The organism is Comamonas koreensis (genome assembly GCF_014076495.1).
Lineage (GTDB): Bacteria > Pseudomonadota > Gammaproteobacteria > Burkholderiales > Burkholderiaceae_C > Comamonas > Comamonas squillarum.
This window is the reverse complement of record NZ_CP043575.1, coordinates 4,321,059-4,344,386: the sequence shown is the minus strand read 5'-3', so window position 1 is coordinate 4,344,386 and position 23,328 is coordinate 4,321,059. Positions and strand designations below refer to the sequence as shown.

Annotated in this window: 21 protein-coding genes; 10 read left to right on the top strand and 11 right to left on the bottom strand. The window is 63.8% G+C overall.

Features of this window, described 5'->3' with window-relative positions; all coding sequences use genetic code 11:
* The first annotated feature begins 46 nt into the window (after positions 1–46).
* From F0Q04_RS19815 to greB, 4 genes are all read left to right on the top strand, one after another.
* On the top strand, positions 47–646 hold the full coding sequence (locus F0Q04_RS19815; protein WP_116927170.1) for a TetR/AcrR family transcriptional regulator: 600 nt from the start codon (positions 47–49) through the stop codon (positions 644–646).
* Complete coding sequence (locus F0Q04_RS19810; protein WP_232539414.1) at positions 643–1,596, top strand: Bug family tripartite tricarboxylate transporter substrate binding protein; 954 nt, start codon at positions 643–645, stop codon at positions 1,594–1,596. The genes F0Q04_RS19815 and F0Q04_RS19810 overlap by 4 nt, the downstream gene beginning before the upstream one ends.
* Positions 1,593–3,104, top strand: a complete 1,512-nt coding sequence (locus F0Q04_RS19805; RefSeq protein ID WP_182343078.1) for an amidase — start codon at positions 1,593–1,595, stop codon at positions 3,102–3,104. Before F0Q04_RS19810 ends, F0Q04_RS19805 begins: the two co-directional genes overlap by 4 nt.
* A 98-nt stretch (positions 3,105–3,202) precedes the next feature.
* Complete coding sequence (gene greB, locus F0Q04_RS19800) at positions 3,203–3,763, top strand: transcription elongation factor GreB (RefSeq protein WP_116927172.1); 561 nt, start codon at positions 3,203–3,205, stop codon at positions 3,761–3,763.
* 81 nt (positions 3,764–3,844) lie between these two features.
* Here the strand turns inward: greB and F0Q04_RS19795 are convergent, their stop codons facing one another.
* The 4 genes from F0Q04_RS19795 to F0Q04_RS19780 form a co-directional block, all read right to left on the bottom strand.
* Entirely contained in the window at positions 3,845–6,022 is a 2,178-nt protein-coding gene (locus F0Q04_RS19795) for a RelA/SpoT family protein (RefSeq protein WP_116927225.1), read from the bottom strand.
* Positions 6,023–6,188: 166 nt separating this feature from the next.
* Positions 6,189–6,392, bottom strand: a complete 204-nt coding sequence (gene rpoZ, locus F0Q04_RS19790; protein WP_021026333.1) for a DNA-directed RNA polymerase subunit omega — start codon at positions 6,390–6,392, stop codon at positions 6,189–6,191.
* A complete protein-coding gene (gene gmk / locus F0Q04_RS19785; RefSeq protein ID WP_116927173.1) occupies positions 6,392–7,030 on the bottom strand; it encodes a guanylate kinase in 639 nt (212 codons plus the stop codon). Before gmk ends, rpoZ begins: the two co-directional genes overlap by 1 nt.
* Before the next feature lie 17 nt (positions 7,031–7,047).
* A complete protein-coding gene (locus F0Q04_RS19780) occupies positions 7,048–7,959 on the bottom strand; it encodes a YicC/YloC family endoribonuclease (RefSeq protein WP_182343076.1) in 912 nt (303 codons plus the stop codon).
* A gap of 72 nt (positions 7,960–8,031) precedes the next feature.
* Between F0Q04_RS19780 and F0Q04_RS19775 the strand changes: the two genes are divergently transcribed.
* The 5 genes from F0Q04_RS19775 (at position 8,032) to F0Q04_RS19755 (ending at position 13,315) form a co-directional block, all read left to right on the top strand.
* Positions 8,032–9,024 (top strand): serine/threonine protein kinase, encoded by a 993-nt coding sequence (locus tag F0Q04_RS19775; RefSeq protein WP_021026330.1) that lies wholly within the window; start codon positions 8,032–8,034, stop codon positions 9,022–9,024.
* On the top strand, positions 9,021–9,860 hold the full coding sequence (locus tag F0Q04_RS19770) for a PP2C family protein-serine/threonine phosphatase (protein WP_182343074.1): 840 nt from the start codon (positions 9,021–9,023) through the stop codon (positions 9,858–9,860). Before F0Q04_RS19775 ends, F0Q04_RS19770 begins: the two co-directional genes overlap by 4 nt.
* Before the next feature lie 145 nt (positions 9,861–10,005).
* Positions 10,006–10,641, top strand: coding sequence for a non-canonical purine NTP pyrophosphatase (locus tag F0Q04_RS19765; RefSeq protein WP_116927176.1), 636 nt, complete (start codon positions 10,006–10,008; stop codon positions 10,639–10,641).
* 1 nt (position 10,642) lies between these two features.
* Positions 10,643–11,884, top strand: coding sequence for a radical SAM family heme chaperone HemW (hemW, locus tag F0Q04_RS19760; RefSeq protein ID WP_182343072.1), 1,242 nt, complete (start codon positions 10,643–10,645; stop codon positions 11,882–11,884).
* 288 nt (positions 11,885–12,172) lie between these two features.
* Positions 12,173–13,315, top strand: coding sequence for an MFS transporter (locus F0Q04_RS19755; protein ID WP_409935201.1), 1,143 nt, complete (start codon positions 12,173–12,175; stop codon positions 13,313–13,315).
* A gap of 30 nt (positions 13,316–13,345) precedes the next feature.
* On the opposite strand, the gene F0Q04_RS19750 is transcribed toward F0Q04_RS19755, so the two are convergent.
* The 7 genes from F0Q04_RS19750 to F0Q04_RS19720 all read right to left on the bottom strand — a co-directional run bounded on the left by F0Q04_RS19750 (position 13,346) and on the right by F0Q04_RS19720 (position 22,194).
* On the bottom strand, positions 13,346–15,691 hold the full coding sequence (locus tag F0Q04_RS19750; RefSeq protein ID WP_182343070.1) for a CHASE2 domain-containing protein: 2,346 nt from the start codon (positions 15,689–15,691) through the stop codon (positions 13,346–13,348).
* A gap of 62 nt (positions 15,692–15,753) precedes the next feature.
* Entirely contained in the window at positions 15,754–17,457 is a 1,704-nt protein-coding gene (locus tag F0Q04_RS19745) for a FecR domain-containing protein (protein ID WP_116927180.1), read from the bottom strand.
* A gap of 120 nt (positions 17,458–17,577) precedes the next feature.
* Complete coding sequence (locus F0Q04_RS19740) at positions 17,578–18,285, bottom strand: response regulator transcription factor (protein ID WP_116927181.1); 708 nt, start codon at positions 18,283–18,285, stop codon at positions 17,578–17,580.
* A 157-nt stretch (positions 18,286–18,442) separates the two neighbouring features.
* Entirely contained in the window at positions 18,443–19,735 is a 1,293-nt protein-coding gene (locus F0Q04_RS19735; RefSeq protein ID WP_182343068.1) for a tryptophan--tRNA ligase, read from the bottom strand.
* 51 nt (positions 19,736–19,786) lie between these two features.
* Positions 19,787–20,440: a site-2 protease family protein gene (locus F0Q04_RS19730; RefSeq protein ID WP_043339503.1), complete on the bottom strand. Its 654-nt coding sequence runs from the start codon at positions 20,438–20,440 to the stop codon at positions 19,787–19,789.
* Between the two features lie 173 nt (positions 20,441–20,613).
* Positions 20,614–21,249, bottom strand: a complete 636-nt coding sequence (locus tag F0Q04_RS19725; RefSeq protein WP_182343066.1) for an L-threonylcarbamoyladenylate synthase — start codon at positions 21,247–21,249, stop codon at positions 20,614–20,616.
* 57 nt (positions 21,250–21,306) lie between these two features.
* Entirely contained in the window at positions 21,307–22,194 is an 888-nt protein-coding gene (locus F0Q04_RS19720; protein ID WP_182343064.1) for a 3',5'-nucleoside bisphosphate phosphatase, read from the bottom strand.
* A gap of 275 nt (positions 22,195–22,469) precedes the next feature.
* Between F0Q04_RS19720 and F0Q04_RS19715 the strand changes: the two genes are divergently transcribed.
* Positions 22,470–23,309: a transporter substrate-binding domain-containing protein gene (locus tag F0Q04_RS19715; RefSeq protein WP_232539413.1), complete on the top strand. Its 840-nt coding sequence runs from the start codon at positions 22,470–22,472 to the stop codon at positions 23,307–23,309.
* Positions 23,310–23,328: the final 19 nt, after the last annotated feature.

Below are 23,328 nucleotides of genomic sequence, written 5' to 3'. Positions count from 1 at the left end.
CCAAATTACATTACACGCATAATGTATTTCAGGAGACCCCCCTGTTGTGCCCAACCTGCATCAGATCAAAAGTGAACAGACGCGTGAGCGGCTGATGGATGCTGCGCTCGAAGTGATGCAAGCCAAGGGGCTTGCGAGCTTGTCGATGCATGAGGTGGCCCGTATCGCGGGCATGACGACCGGAGCGGTGCAGCACCATTTCCCGTCCAAGGCCGCGCTGATGCTGCAGATCATTGAGCGGTTGGTGCAGCAGATCGACACCGACGACAGTTTCTGGCCAGCGCCGCACTGGCCTCTGCAGCGGCGCGCCGACCACTTTGTGCAACAGGCCTGGCGGCGGCTGTATGGCCAGCCCCGCTTTGCGGTGGCCTGGGAGGCCTACCTGGCGGTGCGTGCCGACGCCGCGATGGTGGCGCATATCCAGGCCGCACGCGCCCCGATCAACGACAAGCTGCTGCTGCGCATGCTGCGCAGCTTTCCCGAATGGGCCGGTGGGCCCGCCGCTGAAGCGCGCTTTCAGCTGGTGCTGTCCTGCCTGCGCGGCCTGGGCGTGCTCGCGCCGTTCTCCAGCCCGGCTGCGATTGAGCAGCAACTGCAGCAGCTGTCTGTCCTTCTTCAATCTTTTTCCAGCGAGGTGACCCCTTGATCAGAGCAACCCTTCTTGCCTGTGGCCTGTCGGCCTGGGCCCTTGGCGCCGCCGCCCAGACCCCGCTGCAGGTGATCGCGCAGCAACCGCCAGGCAGCGGATCGGACGCGATGACCCGCGCCTGGGGCGAATGCACCGGGCGGCTGATGGGGCGGCCGGTGGTGGTGCAGAACAAGCCCGGCGCCAACGGTATCCTGGCCATCAACTACCTCAAGGGCCAGCCGGCCGATGGCGCGTTTGCCATGACCATCGGCATGTCGCAGATGACGATCACGCCATATGTGCACCAGCAGATGCCCTATGACCCGCTCAAGGACTTTGCCGGTGTCGCGATGATTGGCTCATCGCCGCTGGTGCTGGTGGTGCCGGCGGGCGCGGGCATCCACAAACTCGCCGACCTGGAGAAGGTCGCCAAGTCCCAGGCCGGCGGGCTGAACTTTGGCTCGCCCGGCAAGGGCAGCCCCGCGCATTTGCTGACCACGGCGCTGACCGATGCGATGCACTGGCCCGCCACCCATGTGCCCTTTGTCGGCAAGAGCGCGGGCCTGACGGCCTTGATGGGCCAGCAGATCCAGGCGATGACTCTGGTGTTGAACACAGCCGCGCCCCAGGTCAAGGCCGGCAAGCTCGTGCCGCTGGCGATTTTCGCCGGCCAGCGCTCGGCGGTGCTGCCCGATGTGCCGACCATTGCCGAGGCCGGTGGGCCGGCCGTGCTGGCGCGGCCGTCATGGATTGCGGTCGTGGCCAAAAAGGGCACGCCGCCGGAGGTGGTCAAGGCCTTGAACGACGCGACCAACCAGTGCTACAGCGACCCGGTCTATGCCAACAGCATGGACAAGATGGGTGTGACCTTGATGCGCAGCCAACCTGCCGATGTGCTGGGCTTTGCCGAGCGCGACATCGCTGTCTGGAAGCCTTTGATCGACAAACTGGGATTGGCCACACAATGAGTTTGGTAGAACACAGCGCCGTCGAGCTGCGCAGCCTGATCCAGAGCCGGCAGATCTCGCCGGTCGAACTGCTCGATGACTGCATCGCCCGCATGCAGGCGCTCAACCCGGCGGTCAATGCGCTCTGCGCCACCGATTTTGAGCGTGCCCGTACTGCCGCCCAACTGGCCGAAGCGCAGGTGGGGCGGCGCAGCCAGCTGCCGCTCTTGCATGGCCTGCCCTTGGGCGTGAAGGACTTGCAGGCCACCGAAGGCCTGCTGACCACCAGCGGCAATGTGCGGCTGCGCGGCCATGTGCCGGGCAAGGACAATGCGTTCGTGGCCCGGCTGCGCGGCCAGGGCGCGATCGTGACGGCCAAGACCAACACGCCCGACATGGGCGCAGGTGCCAACAGCCGCAACCCGGTCTGGGGCGCTACGGGCAATCCCTTCAACCCGGATCTGAATGCCGGGGGATCATCGGGCGGCTCGGCCGCGGCGCTGGCCACCGATATGTTTCCGCTGTGCACCGGCTCGGACACCGGCGGCTCGCTGCGCATTCCGGCGGCGCTGTGCGGCGTGGTCGGCCTGCGCCCCTCGCCGGGCCTGATCGCCAATGACGACCGGCCGCTGGGCTGGTCGGCCATCTCGGTGCTCGGCCCCATGGGTCGCGATGTGGCCGATACCGCGCTGATGATGCAGGCCAGCATGGGCCCGCACCCGATGGATCCGCTGAGCATGGGGGTGAGCCATGCGCCCGTCTGGCCCGTGCCCGAGATGGACCTGCGCGGCCTGCGCGTGGCCTATACCGAGGACTTTGGCACCTGCGCGGTCGACCCGGTGGTGCGCCGTGCCTTTGCAAAGCGCGTGCAGGCCTTGGCCGGTGAGGTGGCCTGCATGGACGCCTTGCCCTGGAACCTGGAAGAAGCGCACCGCTGCTTTGACATCATCCGCGCCGAGAGCTTTGTCGCCGCCTTTGCCGATATCTACCGCACCGCCCCCGAGACCCTGGGCCCGAATGTGCGGGCCAATGTCGAGATGGCTGCGAGCATCAGCCTGGGCGACCGGGCCTGGGCGCATCTGGCGCAGACGCGCATCCAGCGCATGTTCCAGCGCACATTCGAGCAATACGACCTGGTGCTGGCACCGGTGACTCCCCTGTCGCCCTTCCCCTGGCAGCAGCTCTATGCGCAGGAGGTGGAGGGCAAGACCCAGCGCAACTACTACGAATGGCTGAGCCTGACCTATGTGGTGACCTTGGCGACCAACCCTGCGCTGTCGCTGCCCTGCGGCCGTGACGAGGCGGGCATGCCTTTTGGCCTGCAGATGATTGGCCCGTTGCACCAGGACGGGCGCCTGCTGGCGATGGCGGCGGCAGTCGAAAAGCTGGGCCTGCACAACAGCGACTTTGCCCGCCCCCGCCCCGACCTGGCTGCACTGGCCCAGCCCCGGCCCGCGCTGCGCAGCATCGTCACCCACCCGCCAGAGCTGGGTGGTGCTGCGCAGGCCAACGTGGGCCAGGCGGTGTAAGCAAAGCGGCCTCCCCTGAGACGGCAAGCCTGCCATGGCGATGGCAGGCTTTTTTCTTTCTGGTGGGAGCCTTCGCCAATCTTTGTTTAAATAGCAGGATGAACAAGGCCTTTACCAAAGAGACAGACAACGACGACGATGATGACCTGCCGCAGCTGCCCAAGATTGCTGGCGGCAAGAACTACATCACGCCCGGGGGCTACCGCGCGCTCGAGCAGGAGCTGCTGCAACTGATCGATGATGAGCGGCCCAAGGTGGTGGAGGTGGTGCACTGGGCGGCGAGCAATGGCGACCGCTCGGAAAACGGCGACTACCTGTATGGCAAGAAGCGCTTGCGCGAGATTGACCGGCGTATCCGCTTTCTGACCAAGCGCATGGAGGCGGCCGAGGTGGTGGACCCGGGGGTGCACCACGGCAGCGACCAGGTGTATTTTGGGGCGACGGTGCACTACTGCGACCAGCATGGCAGCGAGGAGTCGATCACCATCATGGGCATCGACGAGGCCGATGCCAGCCGGGGCCAGGTCAGCTGGGTGGCCCCGATTGCGCGGGCGCTGCTCAAGGCCCGCATTGGCGATGAGGTGCAGCTGCCCACGCCCGGCGGGATGCGGGTTTTGGAGGTGCTGGGTGTGCAGTACCCGGAGCCGGGGACCTCTTGAAATAGCCCGTTCTCAAAATACAAGCGCGCCTTTAAGGCGCGCTGTTGTTGGGGGGCTGTCCCGATCGCTATCGGGAGGAGCTCAGGCGACGGGCAGCACCCGGTGCGCACGCAGCACATAGGGCAGCTTGACCAGCTGGCGCAGCAGCAGCTCAACCTGGGCACGGTCCTTGACGGTCAGCACAAAGCGCAGCGCCATCGTGTCCATCGCCACTTCGTCATCCATCGTGATGTGGGTGATGTCCGAGCCCATGGCGGCAATCTCGGCGGCAATCTTGCCCAACACTCCCTTGCCATTGTTGATGGTGACGACGACGCCGGTGTCGAACTCGCTGGCGGGCTCATCGGCCCATTCCACATCGACAAAATGCTCGGCATCCTTGGCCAGCAGTCGCTTGCAGACGGCGCACTGGGCGTTGTGCACCACGAGGCCGGCATTGCGGTCCAGGTGGGCGGCAATCGGGTCGCCCGGCACGGGGCGGCAGCATTTGGCGTATTTGACAGCGGCATTGGGTGAGCCATCAAGCACCAGCGCTGAGGTGGCGGTGCTGGCGCCGGTCTTGAAGCGCTCCTGGCTCAGCAGCACAGCGTCCGGCCGCTGGCCTTGCTCGGCCAGCAGGTCCACCACCTGCTTGGCGGCAAACACGGCAATGCGCTTGCCCTGGCCGATGTCGTTGAACAGCTCCACCTTGTTGCGCGCTTCAAGGCGGGTGAGCAGGCTGTCCCAGACGGCCTTGTCTTCGGGCAACTGCGAGATGCCTTCGGCCCGCATCGCCTGCAAGAGCAGGCGCTCGCCCAGCGCAGCGGTCTCGTTCTGGCCCTGGGTCTTGAGGTAGTAGCGGATCTTGGACTTGGCGCGGCCCGTGCGCACAATCGTGAGCCAGGAGGGATGGGGCGCGGCATCGGGCGAGGTCGAGATCTCGATCACATCGCCGCTCTTGAGCACGGTGCTCAGCGGCACCTGCTCGTTGTTGATGCGCGCGCCTTGCGTGCGCTCGCCCACATTGGAGTGGATCGCGTAGGCAAAGTCCAGCACGGTCGCGCCCCGGGGCAAGGTGAGCATCTGGTTCTTGGGCGTGAACACATAGACCGAGTCGGGGAACAGGTCCACGCGCACGTTGTCCCAGAACTCATGGGCGTCGTGTGTCTCATCCTGGATGTCGAGCAGCGACTGCACCCATTTGTTGCCCAGCTGCTCGCCGTTGGGCATGGCCCGCGCCTGGATCATCCAGTGTGTGAGCACGCCGTACTCATCGACCAGGTTCATGTCTTCGGTGCGGATCTGGAAATCCATGCTCACGCCCGAGGGGCCGACCAACGTGGTGTGCAGCGACTGGTAGCCGTTCGACTTGGGGTTGGCGATGTAGTCGCGGAATTTGGAGGGCACGGGGCGGAACACCTGGTGCAGCACGCCCAGCGCAGTGTAACAGTCGATCAGGTTGGGCACGATGACGCGCACCGCGTAGGAGTCGGTCACCTGGGCAAACGACAGGCGCTTGCCATCCATCTTCTTGTAGATGGCGTAGAGTGTTTTTTCCTGGTTGCCCAGGCGGATCTTGATGCCAGATTTGGCAAAGGCCGAATCGACCTCGGCATGGATCTTCTGGACCACGTCCTTGCGCCGGTTGCGCGAGCGGCCCAGCGCCTTGACCAGCGTGTCATGGCGCCAGGGGTAGAGGTGCTTGAAGGCCAGGTCCTGCAGCTCGCGGTAGACCCGGTTGATGCCCAGCCGGTTGGCAATGGGCACATGGATCTCCATGGTCTCGGTCGAGATGCGTCCCCATTTGCTGCGCGGCATGTCGGACATGGTGCGCATGTTGTGGGTGCGGTCAGCCAGCTTGACGAGGATGACGCGCACATCGCGCGCCATCGCCAGCAGCATCTTGCGGAACGACTCGGCCTGGTTCTCTTCGCGCGAGTTGAACTGCAGCTTGTCCAGCTTGGTGAGGCCATCGACCAGCTCGGCCACCGTGTCGCCAAACTGGCGCGCAATGTCATCACGGGTGACGCCGCAGTCCTCCATCGCGTCATGCATCAGCGCGGCCATCAGCGCCTGGGCGTCGAGCTTCCAGCTCGCGCAGATCTCGGCGACCGCAATGGGGTGGGTGATGTAGGGGTCACCACTGCTGCGGAACTGGCCGGTGTGGGCCTTGGCTGCGAAATCAAAAGCTTCTTCGACCAGGGCCAGATCTGCTTCACCGAGGTAGTCGAGCTTCTCCAGAAATTCGGCGTAGGCACTCACCACTACCGGATACGACATGGCAGGCTTGGCTGCGGCGGTAGCGATGACGCCAGAGACTTGGGCGGGTGCGGAGGGGATGGACACGGACTTCACGCCTTAACTGTAGCGTGCGATGACAAATTTGTGTGAATACCAAGAAAAATGGCACCGCCATTCGGTGCCATTTTGTTGCATAAGCAGGGGCTTAGCCGGGTACTTTTTTCAGCATTTCCAGGCCTACCTTGCCTGCAGCGATTTCGCGCAGCGCGGTCACGGCCGGCTTGTTGCGGCTTTCGATTTTGGGCGTGTGGCCTTGGCTCAGCATGCGGGCGCGGTAGGTAGCGGCCAGAACCAGTTGGAAGCGGTTAGGGATTTTGTCGAGGCAGTCTTCAACGGTGATGCGGGCCATCAGGAGTTCTCCAGGGTAACAGGGATGTCGAGTGACGAGAATATTTCGCTGCGAACACGCTTTTGGGCCGAATAGCGCAAGCGTTGTGAATGTACAACGGCCTTCAAATCGAACAAAGCGCGCTCGAACAATTCGTTAATTATAACGAAGTCGAATTTGTGGACCTGCGCCATCTCCTCGCGCGCGTTCGTGAGGCGCTTTTCGATGACGTCGGAGGCGTCCTCGCCGCGGTTCTCCAGGCGCGAGCGCAGCTCTTCCCAGCTGGGTGGCAGGATGAAGATCAGCACGGCGTGGGGGAAGCTTTGCTTGATCTGCAAAGCGCCCTGGTAGTCGATCTCCAGCACGATATCGGTGCCCTTGGCCAGGCGCTCCTCGATGGCCTTCTTGGAGGTGCCGTAGAGGTTGCCATGCACATTGGCCCATTCGACAAACGCATTGGAGGCAATCATGCGCTCGAAGTCATCGCGCGAGGCGAAGTAGTATTCGCGCCCATGCTTTTCCTGGCCACGCGGCGAGCGCGTGGTGTGGGAGATGGAGCGAAAGACTTGCGAGTCGAGCTCGAGGAGGGCCTTGACGAGGGACGACTTGCCCGCGCCGCTGGGGGCTGAGACGACAAAGAGGTTTCCGGGGTATTCCATAGAGAGACTCTGGCTTCTTATTCGATGTTTTGCACTTGTTCGCGCATCTGCTCGATCAGGACCTTCATGTCCACGCTGATGCGGGTCAGATCCAGCGCAGCGGACTTGGAGCCCAAGGTGTTGGCCTCGCGGTGCAGCTCCTGGATCAGAAAGTCCAGGCGCTTGCCGATATCGCCACCCTTGGTCAGCAGGCGGCTGATTTCTTCCAGGTGCGAGCGCATGCGGGTGAGTTCTTCGGCCACATCGATGCGGATCGCAAAGGAGGTCGCTTCGGTCAGCGCACGGTCCTGGGCCGCTTCGGGCGAGACGCTGCCGGCGCTCAGCGCCATCGCTTCTTGCCAGCGCTCCAAAAAGCGCTGCTTTTGCTGTTTGACCAGCTCGGGGATCAGGGGCTCGGCCTGTTCAGCCAGTTGGCGCAGCTGCTTGATGCGGTCTTGCAGCATGTCGGCCAGGCGCTTGCCTTCGCGTTGGCGGGCGTCGAGCAGGGTCTTGAGGGCTTGCTGGCACAGCGCGGCCACATTGTCGGCCCAGTTCTCGGGCAGCTCGATGTTGCCGCTGCCGCTCAGGCGTAGTACTTCTGCCACAGTGAAGGGCTGGGCCGTTGGCATCCAGGCCTTGACAGTGTCCTGGAAGCTGCCCAGCTGCTGGAGCAGGCGGGGCGAGGCGACGGGCACGCTGGAAGCCTGTTCACTGTTGATCAGTACACGTACTTCCACCTTGCCACGCTTGAGACTATTATCTACCAGAGAGCGTAACTGTGGTTCGCAGCTTCTGAGATCTTCCGGAAGCTTGAAAGATAAATCGAGAAAACGGCTGTTAACCGAGCGAATTTCCAGTCCGACGCGCCAGAGGGAGGGAGCATTGTTGTCACCGTCAGGTGGGATGCTTTGCTGGACAGAGGCATAGCCTGTCATGCTGTAAACTGGCATAGGACTGTATGAGGTTGCTTGCAATCGCGCTCATTATCAGGCTTCTCATATACCTGCGTTGTTCATCAAACTATGTCAAAAGTAAAGCCTGCGCCGCTACCAGCCAATACCGTCATCGGTGGCTACCGGATCGTGCGGCGCATATCGGCGGGGGGGTTCGGGGTGGTCTATCTGGCGCTGGCGCCCGATGGCCAGCAGGTCGCCATCAAGGAGTATTTGCCGTCCAGCCTGGCCACCCGTGCGCCGGGGTCGCTGTCGCCGAGCATCGAGCCCGACAAGCTGTCGCTGTACCGCCTGGGCCTCAAGAGTTTCTTTGAAGAGGGCCGCGCGCTCGCCCAGATCTCGCACTCCTCGGTCGTCAGCGTATACAACTTCTTCCGCGAGAACGACACCGTCTACATGGTGATGAACTACCTGCAAGGGGCCACCTTGCAGGATTTTGTCGTCACCGCCCGCGATCTCAAGGAAGCCAAGGTCTTCCGCGAGTCCACGATCCGCTCGCTGTTCGACGAGGTGCTGCGCGGTCTGCGCATCGTGCACCAGCACAAGATGCTTCACCTCGATATCAAGCCGGCCAACATCTTCATCACCGACGACAACAAGGCGGTGATGATCGACTTTGGCGCTGCCCGCGAGGTGCTGAGCAAGGAGGGCAACTTTGTCCGCCCCATGTACACGCCCGGTTTTGCCGCGCCCGAGATGTACCGCCGCGATATGTCGCTGGGCCCCTGGACCGACATCTATGCGATCGGTGCCTGCATCTATGCCTGCATGCAGGGTATTCCGCCCAACGATGCGCCCAAGCGCCAGGAAAAGGACCGCCTGAGCCTGGCCATGTCCAAGGTGCGCGGCGTGTACTCGGACAACCTGATCGAGCTGGTGGAGTGGTGCATGGCGCTTGACCCCCAGGCCCGGCCCCAATCGGTGTTCCTATTACAAAAAGAGCTGGCGCGCGAAGACGAGCGCCGCTATACCAAACTGAGCGTCTCCGAGAAGGTTCGTATGTCGATTGATTCGCTGGTCAGCGATACCAAAAAGCGCGTGGGCGGAGGCCAAACCAAATGAAGTTCTCGGTCTTCCAGCTCAGCCGCAAGGGCGGGCGGGAAAAAAACGAAGACAGGATGGGGTATAGCTATACCAAGGAAGCCTGTCTGTTTGTCGTGGCCGATGGCATGGGAGGGCATCCGGAAGGGGAAGTGGCCGCGCAACTGGCCTTGCAGACGGTGTCGCTGGATTTTCAGCGCCTCGCGCGCCCCAAGCTGGAAGACCCGGCCGAGTTCCTTGAGAACGCGCTGCTCTCGGCGCACCACAACATCCTCAAGTACGCGATTGCCAACAATATGGATGACCCGCCACGCACCACCTTGGTGGCCTCGGTGGTGCAGGATGGCAATATCTGGTGGGTGCATTGCGGCGACTCGCGCCTCTACCTGGTGCGCAGCGGCAAGGTGCTGGCGCGCACGCGCGACCACTCCTATATGGAGCTGCGCGGCTCGGGCGTGACCAGCATCAACCCCGACCGCTTCAACCGCAATGTGCTGTTCACCTGCCTGGGCAGCCCCTCGCGTCCGTTCTTCGATGTGGCCGGCCCCACCGAGATGCACCGCAGCGACCGCATCATGCTGTGCTCCGACGGCCTCTGGAGCAGCGTCTCCGAGACCGTGATTGCCCGCGAGCTGGCCAACAAGTCGGTCTCGCGCGCCATTCCCGACCTGATCGATGCCGCGCTGCGCAAGGCGGGGGCGACCAGCGACAACGTCACGGCCGTGGCGATGGAGTGGGAGATGCCCGGTGCCGAGCGCTTTGAATCCGAAGACCCGGTGAGCGACACCTTGCCGCCAGCGCCAGAGCCTGAGGCTGGCCATCAGGCCCCGCCCAAGCCCGACGCCCCGGCCGCATAAGCCCGGCACGCACTGCGTTTTGTCGCTGGTCCGATAATTCAGCCTGTCCTGGCATGGCGGCGCAAGGCCGCCAGGCCTGTTTTTACCGTTCTCAAAAAAGCAGCGGGCTGCCCGGGGATCCCGGCGCAGCCGCTGGTGCCGACCCATGAAAATCGTTCTTGCTTCCAACAACCAGGGCAAACTCGCCGAGCTGCAGGCCATGTTCGAGCCCCTGGGCGTGAGCCTGGTGCCCCAAGGCGCGTTGATGGAGGGCGAGGCGCCCGAGCCTTATGGCACCTTCCTGGAAAACGCCTTGAGCAAGGCCCGCTTTGCCGCCGAGCGCACCGGACTGCCCGCGATTGCCGATGATGCCGGCCTGTGCGTGGCAGCCTTTGGCGGCCTGCCCGGGGTGGATACCGCCTACTACTGCACGCAGTTTGGCTACGACAAAAGCGATGCCAACAATGTGCGCGCGCTGCTCGAGCAAATGCAGGGCGTCACCGACCGCCGCGCGGCCATGGTGAGCACGCTGGTGGCGGTGCGCCACCCCAAGGACCCGGAGCCGCTGGTGGCCGTCGGCCGCGTGGCCGCCGAGATCACGACCGAGCCGCTGGGCGAGGGCGGCTTTGGCTTTGACCCGGTGCTGCTGATTCCCGCACTGGGCATGACCTTTGCGCAGATGGCCACCGAGGTCAAGCATGCGCACAGCCACCGGGGCCGCTCCTCGCGCCAGATGATGGCACTGCTGCGGGACAGCTGGCTGGCCGGCGCGCCGATGGTGGCCGCTGCCCCCAAGGACTGAGATGGGGGTGCATATTCCGCTGCAAGTGGCGCAGCCTTCTGAGCAGGTGGTGCAGCGCGACATCCAGCATTACATGCGCCCGGGCACCTTGCAGCTGCCCAGCCTGCCGCCGCTGTCGCTCTATGTGCACCTGCCCTGGTGCATCAAGAAATGCCCGTACTGCGATTTCAATTCGCACGAAGTGCGGGACGGCCGCCATGCGGTGCCCGAGGAGCGCTATATCGATGCGCTGATCGCCGACCTGGAGCAGGCCCTGCCGCTCATCTGGGGGCGCAGCATCCACAGCATTTTTCTGGGCGGCGGCACGCCCAGCCTGTTTTCGCCCGAGTCGATTGACCGGCTGATCTCGGCCATTCGCGCCCGCCTGCGCGTGGACGCGGGTTGCGAGATCACGATGGAGGCCAACCCTGGCACCTTCGAGAAGGACCGCTTTCGGGCCTTTCGCGGCGCGGGCATCACCCGGCTGTCGATTGGCGTGCAGAGCTTTGATGACCGCTTTCTGGAGGCCATTGGCCGCGTGCACAATGGCGCGCAGGCGATGGCCGCCGTCGAAGAGGCCGCCAGCAGCTTCGAGACCTTCAACCTCGACATCATGTATGCCCTGCCAGGCCAGACCGCCCAGGACCTGGCGCGGGACCTGGACAAGGCGCTGGGATTTGCGCCGCCGCACATCTCGATCTACCACCTGACCATCGAGCCCAACACCTTTTTTGCGAAGTACCCGCCCGCCGTGCCCGAGGACGATGTGGCCTATGCCATGCTTGACCAGATCACCGCGCGCACGGCGCAGGCCGGCATGCAGCGCTACGAGGTCTCGGCCTATGCCAAGCCCGGCCATGCCTGCGTGCACAACAGCAACTACTGGCTGTTTGGCGACTACCTGGGCATTGGCGCGGGCGCCCACAGCAAGCTGAGCTTTGCCCACCGCGTGGTGCGCCAGGTGCGGCTGCGCGACCCGGCCCGTTACATGACCCAGGCTTTGCAGGGCAATGCACTGGCGCAGGACGACGAGGTCAAGCGCGCCGATCTGCCGTTTGAGTTCATGCTCAATGCGCTGCGCCTGCGCGAGGGCTTTGCGCTACAGGACTACCTGGACCGCACCGGTCTGCCGCTCAGCTCCATTGCCAAGGCCTTGCACGAGGCCGAGGCCAAGGGCCTCGTGAAGCTGGACTTTCAGAAGGTCACCCCCACAGAGCGTGGTTTTGACTTTCTGAGCGACCTGCAGGAGCTGTTTCTGGCTTGAATCTTCCACAGGAGGCGGTCATTTTTTACCGACTAGTCAATATGTGGACTGCGCTGCCCCTACGCAGAGCGTATAGATATCGCGCACAATAGCGCCCGCTGCTGAGCAACCATGCCGCCGTCTGTGCGGCATTTTTGTGCGCGCAGCTGTCATAACACCTACTACAAAGCGCTTGTCATGTCTTCTTCCGCCGCCGGGTCTGCCGCTTCAGGCACTGCCTCTCCCTCGTCCGATACCGTCAACCGCTATGGCTGGAAGGCCCTGGCCGGCTCGGCCGTGGGCTACGCCATGGACGGCTTTGACCTGCTGATCCTGGGCTTCATGCTCAGCGCCATCCGCGAGGACCTGGGACTGACCACGGCCCAGGCCGGCTCCCTGGTCACCTGGACCCTGATCGGCGCAGTGCTGGGCGGCATTGTGTTTGGCATGCTCAGCGACCGCTATGGCCGCATCCGCGTGCTGACCTGGACCATCGTGCTGTTTGCGGTGTTCACCGGGCTGTGCGCGTTTGCGCAGGGCTACTGGGACCTGCTGATCTACCGCACCATTGCCGGCATTGGCCTGGGCGGCGAGTTCGGCATCGGCATGGCGCTGGCGGCCGAAGCCTGGCCTGCGCGCTACCGGGCGCGGGTGTCGTCCTATGTGGCGCTGGGCTGGCAGGTGGGCGTGCTGGGCGCGGCCTTGCTCACCCCCTTGCTGCTGCCCCATATCGGCTGGCGCGGCATGTTCCTGGTGGGGGTGATCCCCGCCTTTGTGGCCTGGTTCATCCGCAACCGCCTGCATGAGCCCGAGGTGTTTGTGCGCAGCCAGGAGAAAAAGCAGTCGGTGCTGCAGTGCTTCAAGCTGCTGGTCAAGGACCGCGCCACCACCCGCATCAGCGTTGGCATTGCCGTGCTCACCTCGGTGCAGAACTTTGGCTACTACGGCATCATGATCTGGATGCCCGCTTTCCTGGCCAACAAGCTGGGCTTCAACCTGACCAAGTCCGCGCTGTGGACGGCGGTCACCATCCTGGGCATGATGGCTGGCATCTGGATCTTTGGCCAGCTCGCCGACCGCATCGGCCGCAAGCCCAGCTTTTTGCTGTTCCAGGCCGGTGCGGCGCTGATGGTGCTGTTCTACTCGCAGCTCAATGATCCGCTCACCATGCTCTGGGCGGGTGCGGTGATGGGGATGTTCGTCAACGGCATGATGGGCGGCTTTGGCGCGCTGATGAGCGAGGCCTACCCGACAGAAGCACGCGCCACCGCGCAGAATGTGCTGTTCAACATTGGCCGCGCTGTGGGCGGGGCAGGCCCCGTGGTGATTGGCGCGATTGCGGCGCAGTACTCTTTCCAGATGGCCATTGGGCTGTTGGCCGCCATCTATGTGCTCGATGCGTTGGCGACGGTGTGGTTGATTCCCGAACTCAAAGGCAAAGAGCTGCACTGAGCGCTGCCGCCCAGCCTGTGACAGCGCCAGCTAGCGCGGCTCCTGCTGCGTGCCCGGCGCCTTGGGCAAATGCAGGCTGAAGCACGAGCCCTCGTTGACGCCGCTGGTCACATGGACAAAACCCTGGTGGCGCAGCACCACGGTTTGCACAAAGCTCAGGCCCAGGCCAATGCCCGAGATCTGCGGCTGGCTGTTGTGGTGAAAGCGCTGGAAGGGCTGGAAGAGCTGGTTCAACTGCTCCTGCGTCATGCCAAAGCCCTGGTCGCGCACCTCCACCCGCCAGTACGCGCCATCATCGGCAATGCTGGCCTCCACCGCCGTGCCGCTGGGACTGTACTTGATGGCGTTGCTGAGCAGGTTGACAAAGCAGCGCTGCAGCAAGGAGCGGTCGCCAAAGCAGGCGATATCGGTTTCGGCCGCCTCCAGGGCCCCGGGCAGGTAGCGCACCTGGATCTTTTTCTCCGAGGCCTTGGCCCAGCAGTCGTCCACCGCCTCCTGCAGCAGCACATCGAGGCTGAGCAACTGGGGCTGCATGGCCTGCGACTGGGCCGAGGCCAACTGCACAAAGCTCTCGGCCATCTCCAGCGATTGGTGGGCCAGGCGGTTGATCTTCTGGTGCAGCTCGGCCTCGCTCATCTGGCCGGGGAACTCCTTGTACATCTCCAGCAAGGTGATGATCGAGGACTGGGGCGAGCGGAAATCATGCGAGATAAAGCGCAGCGCCTGGTCGCGCTGCTGCTGGGCCTTGTGCAGCTCGGTCAGGTCCACCAGCATCAGCAGCCAGCCCGCAGGCGCTGGCGCGCGGAAGGCCTCGGCCAGCAGCAGCCAGGCATGTTCTTCGCGGTCCAGCACCTCGCATTCGGCCGGCAGCGCGCGCAGCTGCTCGGCATTGGCAAAGGACAGCACCTGGCCCGAATCCTTGATGCGCATGCCGCTCAGCGCCGACTGGATCGCGATCAGGCCCTGGCTGGGCATGCCCAGGTTTTGCAGGTAGCGCACCGCTGCAGCATTGTGCAGGCTGACCATGCCCAGCGGATCGACCACAAAGGTGGGCGAGGGGATCTGGCGCAGCGTATCGCGCACAAAGCCATGCATCTGGCGCAAGGTGTCGGTAGCGGTCTCCACGGCCTTGATGCGCCGCTCCAGAAAGTCATCCATCAGCATGCCGCTGCGCTGCGGGGCGCTGGTGGTATCGAGCGCGGCGCGCAGGTTGTGCATCTCCTGCTGCAAAAACCGGGCCGCTGCACTCAGGCGCCGCCAGCTCCAGATGGGGTAGATGACCAACAGGCCCACCAGGGCCGCGCCGGGCGCCAGTTGCAGGCCGGCAAAGCTGCGCAGCGCCAGGCACAGCAGCAGCAGCAGCGCTGCCGCGGCAATCTGGGCGATCAAACCTGCCATGGGGCCCAGCAGCGCAATCGCCATCAGGGCCAGCACGATCGCTCCCAGATTGACTGCCAGATTGGCGCCGGTCGGCAGCGCATGCACATGCTGGTCCGACAGCTGCGAGTCCAGCGCATGGGCAATCAGCTCCACCCCTGCAATATGCCGGGATGCGGGCCGGGCGGGGCTGGCAAAGTAGTCGCCCAGGCCCGAGGCCGTAGCCCCCAGCAGCACATACTTGCCGCGAAAGCTGTCTTCGGGGATACGCCCGGCCAGCACATCTTCGGCCGAATACAGCGTGTAGGGCCGGTCACCGCGGGCAAAGTTGAACATCTCCGGCGAGCGCTGCTCCCACTGCTCGCCGGGCTCGGGCGGGCGGGTGCCCTGGCACAGCGGGTGGCTCTGGCCGCTGGCGCAGAGCATCGCAATGCTGAAGTGGGGCCAGGGCCCGGTGTTCTCACCCTGCGCACCAAAGTAGCGGCGTATCACGCCGTCATCGTCGACAGTCACATTCACATGGCCCAGCTGGCGCGCGGCTTGGCGCAGGCTGGCCAGCGGCAGCTCGGCGCCAATGTCCACATTGGCCATGCGCCAGTCCACCGGCAGCACGACATTGCCGGCCTGGGCAATCGCCTGGGCCAGTTGGGCATCGTCGTCGGGGTGCTGCCTGTCGGGCTCGCTGAACAGCACGTCCACGCCCAAGGCTTTGGGGTGCTGGGCGGCAATGCGTGCGATCAGCTGCGCATGCACGGCGCGGCTCCAGGGCCAGCGCCCCACGCTTTGCAGGCTGGCATCATCAATGGCGACGATGACGATGTCATCGCGCGGATCCGGTGCGCTGAGCCAGCCGGTGATGTCCTGCACAAAGGTGTTGATGACGCGGGGCTGCTCGCGCAGGCTGGCCCAGGCCACCAGGCCCAGCAGCAGGGCCGACAGCGCCAGCCATTCCAGCCAGCGCAGTTGCGTTCGGCTCAGCGAAAAGGAAGGGGCAGCCATGCGCTAGGGAATGGACGGGGGGTCAACGCGGTCATGCGCATGGGCAGGGGCCGCCGTGCCCCTTACCTCGGGCTGAGCACCGATTTGCCGTCACCGGTTTTGAGCACGCCACCAGCACCGGTCAGAATCGCCGGCTCGACGGGCAGCTTGCGCGGGGCCGAGTAGCGGCTCTTGAGGCCGGACGGGTCCAGCACCTGGATGCGCACATAGTAGTCACCCGGGGGCAGGCTGTCCGATGCCCATTGCGGGGTATCGAGCGCGAAGGTGCGGGCATCGGTGAAGCTGTCATCAGAGGCCAGCTGCAGGTTGAAGCGCTGACCGGCTTCAGCAGGCCAGGACAACTGCAGCTGGTTGGGGTTGTTGGACTCGGCAGGGCTTAAGGCGTCGGCGCCCAGGGTCGGCGGGTTGCTGCCGGTCTTGAAAGCCTGGGGCTGTGCAAACGGGCCCTGGTCCAGGCTGCCATCGGCGAGCCTGCGCACACTGGCCACGCGCCAGAAATAGGAACCCACGCCCAAACCGGACGCACTGGCCTGGCAGTTATCGACGACGCCGCTGTCTTGTAGCGGGGTGCTGAAGTCCTGGCTGGCAGCGACCTGGATGCGGTAGCCCACAATGCCCGGGCCGCCTTCGGTGCACAGCAGCTCGCCGTCCGCCAGGCCAATGAGGCCGCCGGGGGCCGGGTTGGCGTAGAGCGGAGGCACCGGTGTAGCCTTGACCTTGATGGTCTGGACTGCCGGTGTGCCCGGGATGTCCTGGCCATCGATGGCCCGGGCGCTCATGTAGTAGGTGCCATCGGCAATGGCGTCGAACTTGAACGTGGGGCTGGAATGGCTTTGCTGAAGCACCACGCGCGCGAGCTCTGGATCCAGGGCCAGAATCACACCGTATTTCTGGGCCTGTGGCACCTCGCCCACCTGCAAAGTCAGAAAATTAGCGTCCTCAAACACTGGCGGATTGGCCTGCAGGCTGGGCGCTGGCAGCAGTGCCACCGTGGGCCCGACCTGGCCGCTGCGGGCCACGGCCACCCCTTGGCCAGCCTGTACGCGCGCCTGCTGCGCCGCCTGGCGGCCCTGGACCTCGACCACCCCTTTGTCGACAGCGGTGATGGCCTTGCCGGAGTCGGAAATGCTGACGGAGAACACGGTGCCGCGCACGCTGGTGGTGGCCATCGGGGTCTTGATCTCGAACTTGCGTTTGCGGCGCTGGTCCATCACCGGCGTGACATGCGACTCCAGCCCGCCGCGGCTCAGGTCCAGCACCGACTGCTGCTCCTCGGTGCGGCTGTTCTTGCGCAATTCGCTCAGTTTGAGTTCGGAGTTTTCGTTGATGCGCACCGAGCTGCCATCGGCAAAGCGCAAGGTCACAAAGCTGCCAGCCGGCACCTGCAGCTCGTCGCCCTCGGTCAAGATGGTGCCCGAAGCTGCACTTTGCCAGTCGCCACCGGCCAGCGGCGAGCGCACGCGCGCCACGCCCTTGACGTGGCTGATCGTCACCTCCTGGTAGCCCACCATGTGCGCGGGGATGACGATCACCGAGCCAATGGGCAGGCGCAAAGGGTCCTTGACGCCATTGAGCGTGCCCACGGCGCGCCACTGCTGCGGGTCCTTCAGGTAGCGCTTGGCCACGGCCTCGAGCGTGTCACCGCTGATCACCGTGTGGCGGATGTCGGGCAACTGGTCTGCCGATGCCGCCAGCGCGAGACCAGGGGCGGCCACGCCAAAGGCCAGCAAAACGGCAGCAGAAAACGGCAGACGAGAAAGATACAAAATGGCTCTCCTTACAGCCAGGCCATGGTGCCTGGCAGGGCCGCTGCATGCGGCAGAGTAAATACGGCCAACACGTGTGGCGTGTTGGCCGTAAACCGCGCTGCATGCAACAGCAGAAATTTATTCAGGCTGCGTCTCGGACAGCGGTTTGACGGCCTCAAACCGGTAGCCGACGCCATAGACTGCCGTGATGATGAAACCGTTCTCCGGTCGCAGATCGAGCAGCGTGCGCAGCCGCGATACATGGGTATCGAGCGAGCGCGAGATGACATCGGAGTTCTGGCCCCAGATGATTTCGCGCAAATGGTCGCGCGACAGCAGGCGGCCCATGTTCTGAAACAGGAACAGCGCAAGGTCGTACTCGCGGTTCTTCAGCTCGACCAGCTTGCCATCGACCTCCAGGGCCCGCGAATCGGAGAGGAACTTGTAGCGGCCAAACTCCAATACGCCCTTGGTGGCAGCCGGGTAGGCGCGGCGCAGCAACGCGCGCACGCGCGCCACCAACTCGGCCACCCGCAGCGGCTTGATCATGAAATCGTCCGCGCCAGACTCCAACCCCTCAACAATGTCGGCCTCACCATGGCGGCTGGTGATGAAGAGCACCGGCAACTCCTGGTTGACGTTCTCTCGTATCCAGCGCACCACCTGCGGACCCGTGGTGTCTGGCAGCTGCCAGTCCAGGATCAGCAGGTCATAGGTCTCGCGGCGCATGTCCTTGATCAGAGAGGCGCCAGAGGAATGGGTTGTACAGGCGTGGCCCTCCGCCTCCATGGTTTTGGAGAGCATATCCAACACCACCAGATCATCATCCAGTGCCACAATTCTCATAACAGCTCACTCCCACTAAGCTCAATAGCTTGCTTTTATTTGATAGCTCAATAATAAAAGCAAATTGAATCACCGGCTCCACACTGCGTTAAACGGGGAAATTGCCACGACGGTGACAGCTTCAACAATTGGTTGCAAATGCAGTATAGGCAGTCTCTTAACTCTCGGCTATCTCTTTCAACGCCAACTGCACATCCGACAGCGAAAAGCCGTCGCCCAATTGCAGGTTGTCCATGGCGTCTTGCAGATTCTGCGGCGCAGCCTGCAAATGGGCAATCATGGCGCCCGCATCCCGGGGGGCATCAAAGCCCTGGCTTTGCAGCAGCAGCCCGCCATCGGCGCGCACCAGTTTGAAATAGAACTTGCCGTCCTTGTCGCGGTACTGCTTGAAAGCAGCGCCGCCTTGCTTGGCCGCAGCCTTGGGCGTAGCGGCCGTGCTGGCTGGCGTCAGTGGCCGCAGGCCAACAGCCGCACGTAACTTGTGTAGTAAAGGGCCCGAATATGCACGCGCCTTTTGTGCGCCGCTTTGCAAAATAGCTTCCACTTCCTGGGGATGGGCCATCAGGTAGTTGTAGCGTTCACGCAACGGGGCGAGCTCCCGGTCAATGCATTCGAACAGCAGGGTCTTGGCCTCGCCCCAGCCAATGCCATCGGCATAGGCCTGGCGCAGGGCTGCGGTTTCCTCTGCGCTGGCAAAGGCCTGGTAGATCTGGAACAGCGCCGAGCCTTCCACGTCCTTGGGCTCGCCCGGTGCACGCGAGTCGGTGACGATGCTGCCGATCAGCTTCTTGAGCTGGGCCTGGGTGGAGAACAGCGGGATCGTGTTGTCGTAGCTCTTGCTCATCTTGCGGCCGTCAAGGCCGGCCAAGGTCGCCACGTTGTTGTCCACCGCCGCCTCGGGCAGCACGAAATGCTCGCCATACAGGTGGTTGAAGCTCGATGCCATGTCGCGCGCCATCTCGATGTGCTGGATCTGGTCGCGGCCCACCGGCACCTTGTTGGCGTTGAAGGCCAGGATGTCAGCGCCCATCAGCACCGGGTACATGAACAGGCCCGCAGTCACGCCGTCATCGCCGTCCTTGCCGGTTTCGGCATTCTTGTCCTGCGCGGCCTTGTAGGCGTGAGCCCGGTTGAGCACGCCCTTGCCGGTAACGCAGGTCAGAAACCAGGTCAGCTCGGGAATCTCGGGGATGTCCGACTGGCGGTAGAAGGTGACGTGCTCGGGGTTCAGGCCTGCGGCCAGCCAGCTGGCGGCAATCTCCAGCGTCGAGCGGTTGACGCGCTCGGGATCCTGGCACTTGATCAGCGCGTGGTAGTCGGCCAGAAAGTAGAAGTTCTCCACATCGCCTGCGCGGCTGGCAGCGATGGCCGGGCGCATCATGCCAGCGTAGTTGCCCAGGTGGGGCGTTCCCGAAGGGGTGATACCAGTGAGATAACGTGTCTTAGTCATAACTATCCATCAATATGCTTTGCGGTGCTGCACGGCAGTGGGGCCGGGCGATCAGCTAAAGGGCATCAGCACCACGCTGACCACAGCGTAGCCCAGGCTCATCAGGGGGCGCATCCAGAAGGTGCTGACGACGCCGGCAATCACCAGACCCATGACGATGAAAAAGCCATAGGGCTCGATCTTGGAGACGGCCACCGCCTGCTTGTAGGGCAGCAGGCCCACCAGTACCCGGCCGCCATCGAGCGGGGGCAGCGGAAACAGGTTGAAGGCCCACATCACGAGGTTGACCAGCACCCCCGCCTGCGCCATCTTGAGGAAAAAGCGCTCATCGACGCCGGAGGCGACCAAGATGCCGTAGACCAGCGCCCACAGAAGGGCCTGCACAAAATTGGTGGCCGGGCCGGCCAGTGCCACCCAGATCATGTCGCGCTTGGGGTTGCGCAGGTTGCCGAAGGCCACGGGCACGGGCTTGGCATAGCCAAACACAAACGCGCCCGAGGTCATGAAATACAGCATCAGCGGCATCAGGATGGTGCCGATAGGGTCGATGTGCTTGAGCGGGTTGAGCGTGAGGCGGCCCAGCATGGCGGCGGTGTTGTCACCAAAATGGCGCGCAGCATAGCCATGCGCTGCCTCGTGCACAGTGATGGAAAACAGCACAGGCAGGGCGTAGATCAGAACGGTTTGTATCAGGTCAGCGTTCACGGAATGGGCAGTGGTCAAAGGGGAGGAGGGCGCGCCGCAGCGCACCAGGCAGAGGCGAGCCTATCAGATTTGCCAGTGGCCGCTGCCAGGCCATGGCAATGGCCGTGGCAAACGATTGCGCGGCCCGGGCAGGCAGCCCTGGTGCGGCGCTGCTGCCACCAGCCAGTATGGGGCTACAGGCCCAGCTGCGCCAGCGGGCCGCGGCCCTCGCGCACCACCACGGGCGAGCCGCCGGTGCCCATCGGCGTCAGGTCGACAATCGTCGTGGGCTCGAGCGGGCAGGGGCCGGCGTTGACGACCAGCTCGATCTGCGATTCAAAGCGCTCGCGGATCTCCTCTGGGTCGTTGAGCGGCTCGGTCTCGCCCGGCGGGATGAGGGTGGTGGACAGCAGCGGCTCGCCATGCAGCTCCAGCAGCATCAGCAGGCCCTTGTTGTCGGGCACGCGCAGGCCGATGGTCTTGCGCGAAGGGTGGCTGATGCGGCGGGGCACTTCCTTGGTGGCGTCCAGAATGAAGGTGAAGGGCCCGGGCGTGCCCAGCTTGAGCATGCGGAACTGGTGGTTGTCCACCATCGCATAGCTCGACAGTTGTGACAGATCGCAGCACAGCAAGGTCAGCATGCGCTTGTCGTCGATCTGACGAATGCGGCGCAGGCGGTCGACCACCTGCTTGTTGTCCAGCGCGCAAACAAAGGCGTAGCTCGAATCGGTGGGCACGGCCAGGATGCCGCCGTCCTTGAGCATGGCGGCGGCCTGCTTGAGCAGGCGCGGCTGGGGATTGTCTGGGTGAACCTCGAAATATTGGGCCATGGTGTTGCTGTTGCTTTTGTTATCGTGGGGCTGCCGTGCGGCTGCAGGGCGCCTGGATCAATGGGCAAGGCCCTGCGGCGGTGGGCGGGGGTGCACAATGCGCCCCTCCAGCGCCTGCCAGACGGGTTGCACCCCGCTGGGCAGCGGGGGCAGGGCACCAAAATCGGTACCCGATTCCCCCGGGCTGTGAAAATCGCAGCCACGCGAGGCATAAAAGTCAAAGCTCTTGGCCATGTCCGCGTAGGTGGTGTATTCATGCGGAAAGTGGCTGCCGGTGACCACTTCCACGCCTTGGCCGCCATAGTCCTTGAAGGACGAGAACAGCGCATGCTCTTCGCCGCCATTCAAGTGGTAGCGCGCCGGGTGGGCAATGACGGCCATGCCGCCCGCTTGCACGATCCACTGCACCGCATCCTGCAGCCGGGCCCAGCGGTGGGGCACAAAGCCGGGTTTGCCTTCGACCAGGTAGTGGCGAAACACCTCGGCCGGATCGCGGCAGACCCGCGTATCCACCAAAAAGCGCGCAAAGTGCGTGCGCGAGATCAGATCGGGGTTGCCCACATAGCGCAGCGCGCCCTCATATGCGCCACCGATACCCACTTTTTCCAGGCCAGCGGCCATGTCGCGGGCGCGTTGTTCGCGGCCACCGCGTGTGCGGGCCAGCCCGGCGCGCAAGCCGGGGTGCTGCCAGTCAAAGCCCAGCCCCACGATGTGCACCGTGGTTTCGCCAAAGCTGACCGAGATCTCCACGCCGCTCAAAAACGCCAGCTGCTGCTGGGCGGCAGCGGCGCTCGCCCGGTCCAGGCCGCTGACCTCGTCATGGTCGGTGAGCGCCCACAGCTGCACACCGCGCTCGCGCGCACGCTGCGCCAGCGCTTCCGGGCTCAGGGTGCCGTCGGAAAACGTGGAGTGGCAGTGCAGATCGGCGTTCAGCATGTCTGGCATGAATTTGGCTAGGGTAATAGCGAACCATTGTAGGCCGCGAGCCGCGCCCAGCGTGTCAGACCCGGCGCAGCATCCTGGGGAATGCGCGGTTTTCCGGCGTCTGCTGTCTCTGAAATGTCAGTATTAACCCTTAAATTGTCATTGTTTCGCCGATTTGACGAAAATAACAATGCATCTCGACGTTTTGTGTTTTTTACTAGGGTTTTTAACAGGAATACACTGTCGGTTTTTCACGGTCGCGCAGCCCGTTTTCGCTGCGTCTAGAGGATACGTAGATGTTTTCTGTCAAAAAGTGGATGGGTGCAGCCGCCTTGGTGGTCGCAGGTGTATCGGTGGCTGGCGCGGCCCTGGCGCAAAGCGGTGAGTCCACGATGGACCGCGTCAAGCGCACCAAAGAGCTGCGCGTGGGCACCGTTGCGGGTGCGATCCCCTACTTCAGCAAGGACCTGGTGACGCAGAAGTGGGAAGGCTTTGGCCCTGACTTTGGCGAGAGCCTGGCCAAGAAGCTCGGCGTGAACGTCAAGTTCGTCGAGACCACCTGGGGCAATGCCGTGCTGGACCTGCAGGCCAACAAGATCGACCTGATGTTCGCGATGGCCCCGACCCCCCAGCGCATGGAAGTGGTCAACTTCTCCAAGCCCTTGCTCAACAACACCTTCACGGCCGTCTGCAAAAAGGGCCATGCCCCGGTGCAGACCTGGGAGCAGCTGAACAACCCCGATGCCAAGGTGGTGGTGGATATCGGCTCCAACCAGGACCAGTTCGCCACCCGCGCGCTGCCCAAGGCCAATATTTCGCGTCTGGAGAGCTCGGGCGCGGCGACGATGTCGGTGCAAACCGGCCGCTCCGACTGCCAGGTGCTGGTGGTGCTGCTGTCGCAGCCACTGGTGGCCAAGCGCCCCGATGTGGGCACAGTCTATGTGCCAACGCCGGTCGAGACGGCCAACACCAACGTGGGCCTGCGCAAGGAGCCGAACAAGGACTTCGAAAACGCCGTCAATGCCTGGCTGGAAGAAGCCCGCTCCAAGGGCGAGATCCAGTCCGTGGTGCTCAAGAACATGGAAAAGCTCGCTGGCGTCAAGGCCGATTCCTTCCCCAAGGAAGTCAAGTTCTGATGGTTGGTCCACATGGGCG

What these genes read in the sequence shown, in the direction of transcription:
- F0Q04_RS19805 (WP_182343078.1), top strand. Translation starts at nt 1,593, where the DNA reads ATGAGTTTGGTAGAACACAGCGCCGTCGAGCTGCGCAGCCTGATCCAG.
- greB (WP_116927172.1), top strand. Translation starts at nt 3,203, where the DNA reads ATGAACAAGGCCTTTACCAAAGAGACAGACAACGACGACGATGATGAC.
- F0Q04_RS19795 (WP_116927225.1), bottom strand. Translation starts at nt 6,022, where the DNA reads ATGTCGTATCCGGTAGTGGTGAGTGCCTACGCCGAATTTCTGGAGAAG.
- rpoZ (WP_021026333.1), bottom strand. Translation starts at nt 6,392, where the DNA reads ATGGCCCGCATCACCGTTGAAGACTGCCTCGACAAAATCCCTAACCGC.
- gmk (WP_116927173.1), bottom strand. Translation starts at nt 7,030, where the DNA reads ATGGAATACCCCGGAAACCTCTTTGTCGTCTCAGCCCCCAGCGGCGCG.
- F0Q04_RS19780 (WP_182343076.1), bottom strand. Translation starts at nt 7,959, where the DNA reads ATGCCAGTTTACAGCATGACAGGCTATGCCTCTGTCCAGCAAAGCATC.
- F0Q04_RS19775 (WP_021026330.1), top strand. Translation starts at nt 8,032, where the DNA reads ATGTCAAAAGTAAAGCCTGCGCCGCTACCAGCCAATACCGTCATCGGT.
- F0Q04_RS19770 (WP_182343074.1), top strand. Translation starts at nt 9,021, where the DNA reads ATGAAGTTCTCGGTCTTCCAGCTCAGCCGCAAGGGCGGGCGGGAAAAA.
- F0Q04_RS19765 (WP_116927176.1), top strand. Translation starts at nt 10,006, where the DNA reads ATGAAAATCGTTCTTGCTTCCAACAACCAGGGCAAACTCGCCGAGCTG.
- hemW (WP_182343072.1), top strand. Translation starts at nt 10,643, where the DNA reads ATGGGGGTGCATATTCCGCTGCAAGTGGCGCAGCCTTCTGAGCAGGTG.
- F0Q04_RS19755 (WP_409935201.1), top strand. Translation starts at nt 12,173, where the DNA reads ATGGACGGCTTTGACCTGCTGATCCTGGGCTTCATGCTCAGCGCCATC.
- F0Q04_RS19750 (WP_182343070.1), bottom strand. Translation starts at nt 15,691, where the DNA reads ATGGCTGCCCCTTCCTTTTCGCTGAGCCGAACGCAACTGCGCTGGCTG.
- F0Q04_RS19740 (WP_116927181.1), bottom strand. Translation starts at nt 18,285, where the DNA reads ATGAGAATTGTGGCACTGGATGATGATCTGGTGGTGTTGGATATGCTC.
- F0Q04_RS19735 (WP_182343068.1), bottom strand. Translation starts at nt 19,735, where the DNA reads ATGACTAAGACACGTTATCTCACTGGTATCACCCCTTCGGGAACGCCC.
- F0Q04_RS19725 (WP_182343066.1), bottom strand. Translation starts at nt 21,249, where the DNA reads ATGGCCCAATATTTCGAGGTTCACCCAGACAATCCCCAGCCGCGCCTG.
- F0Q04_RS19720 (WP_182343064.1), bottom strand. Translation starts at nt 22,194, where the DNA reads ATGCCAGACATGCTGAACGCCGATCTGCACTGCCACTCCACGTTTTCC.
- F0Q04_RS19715 (WP_232539413.1), top strand. Translation starts at nt 22,470, where the DNA reads ATGTTTTCTGTCAAAAAGTGGATGGGTGCAGCCGCCTTGGTGGTCGCA.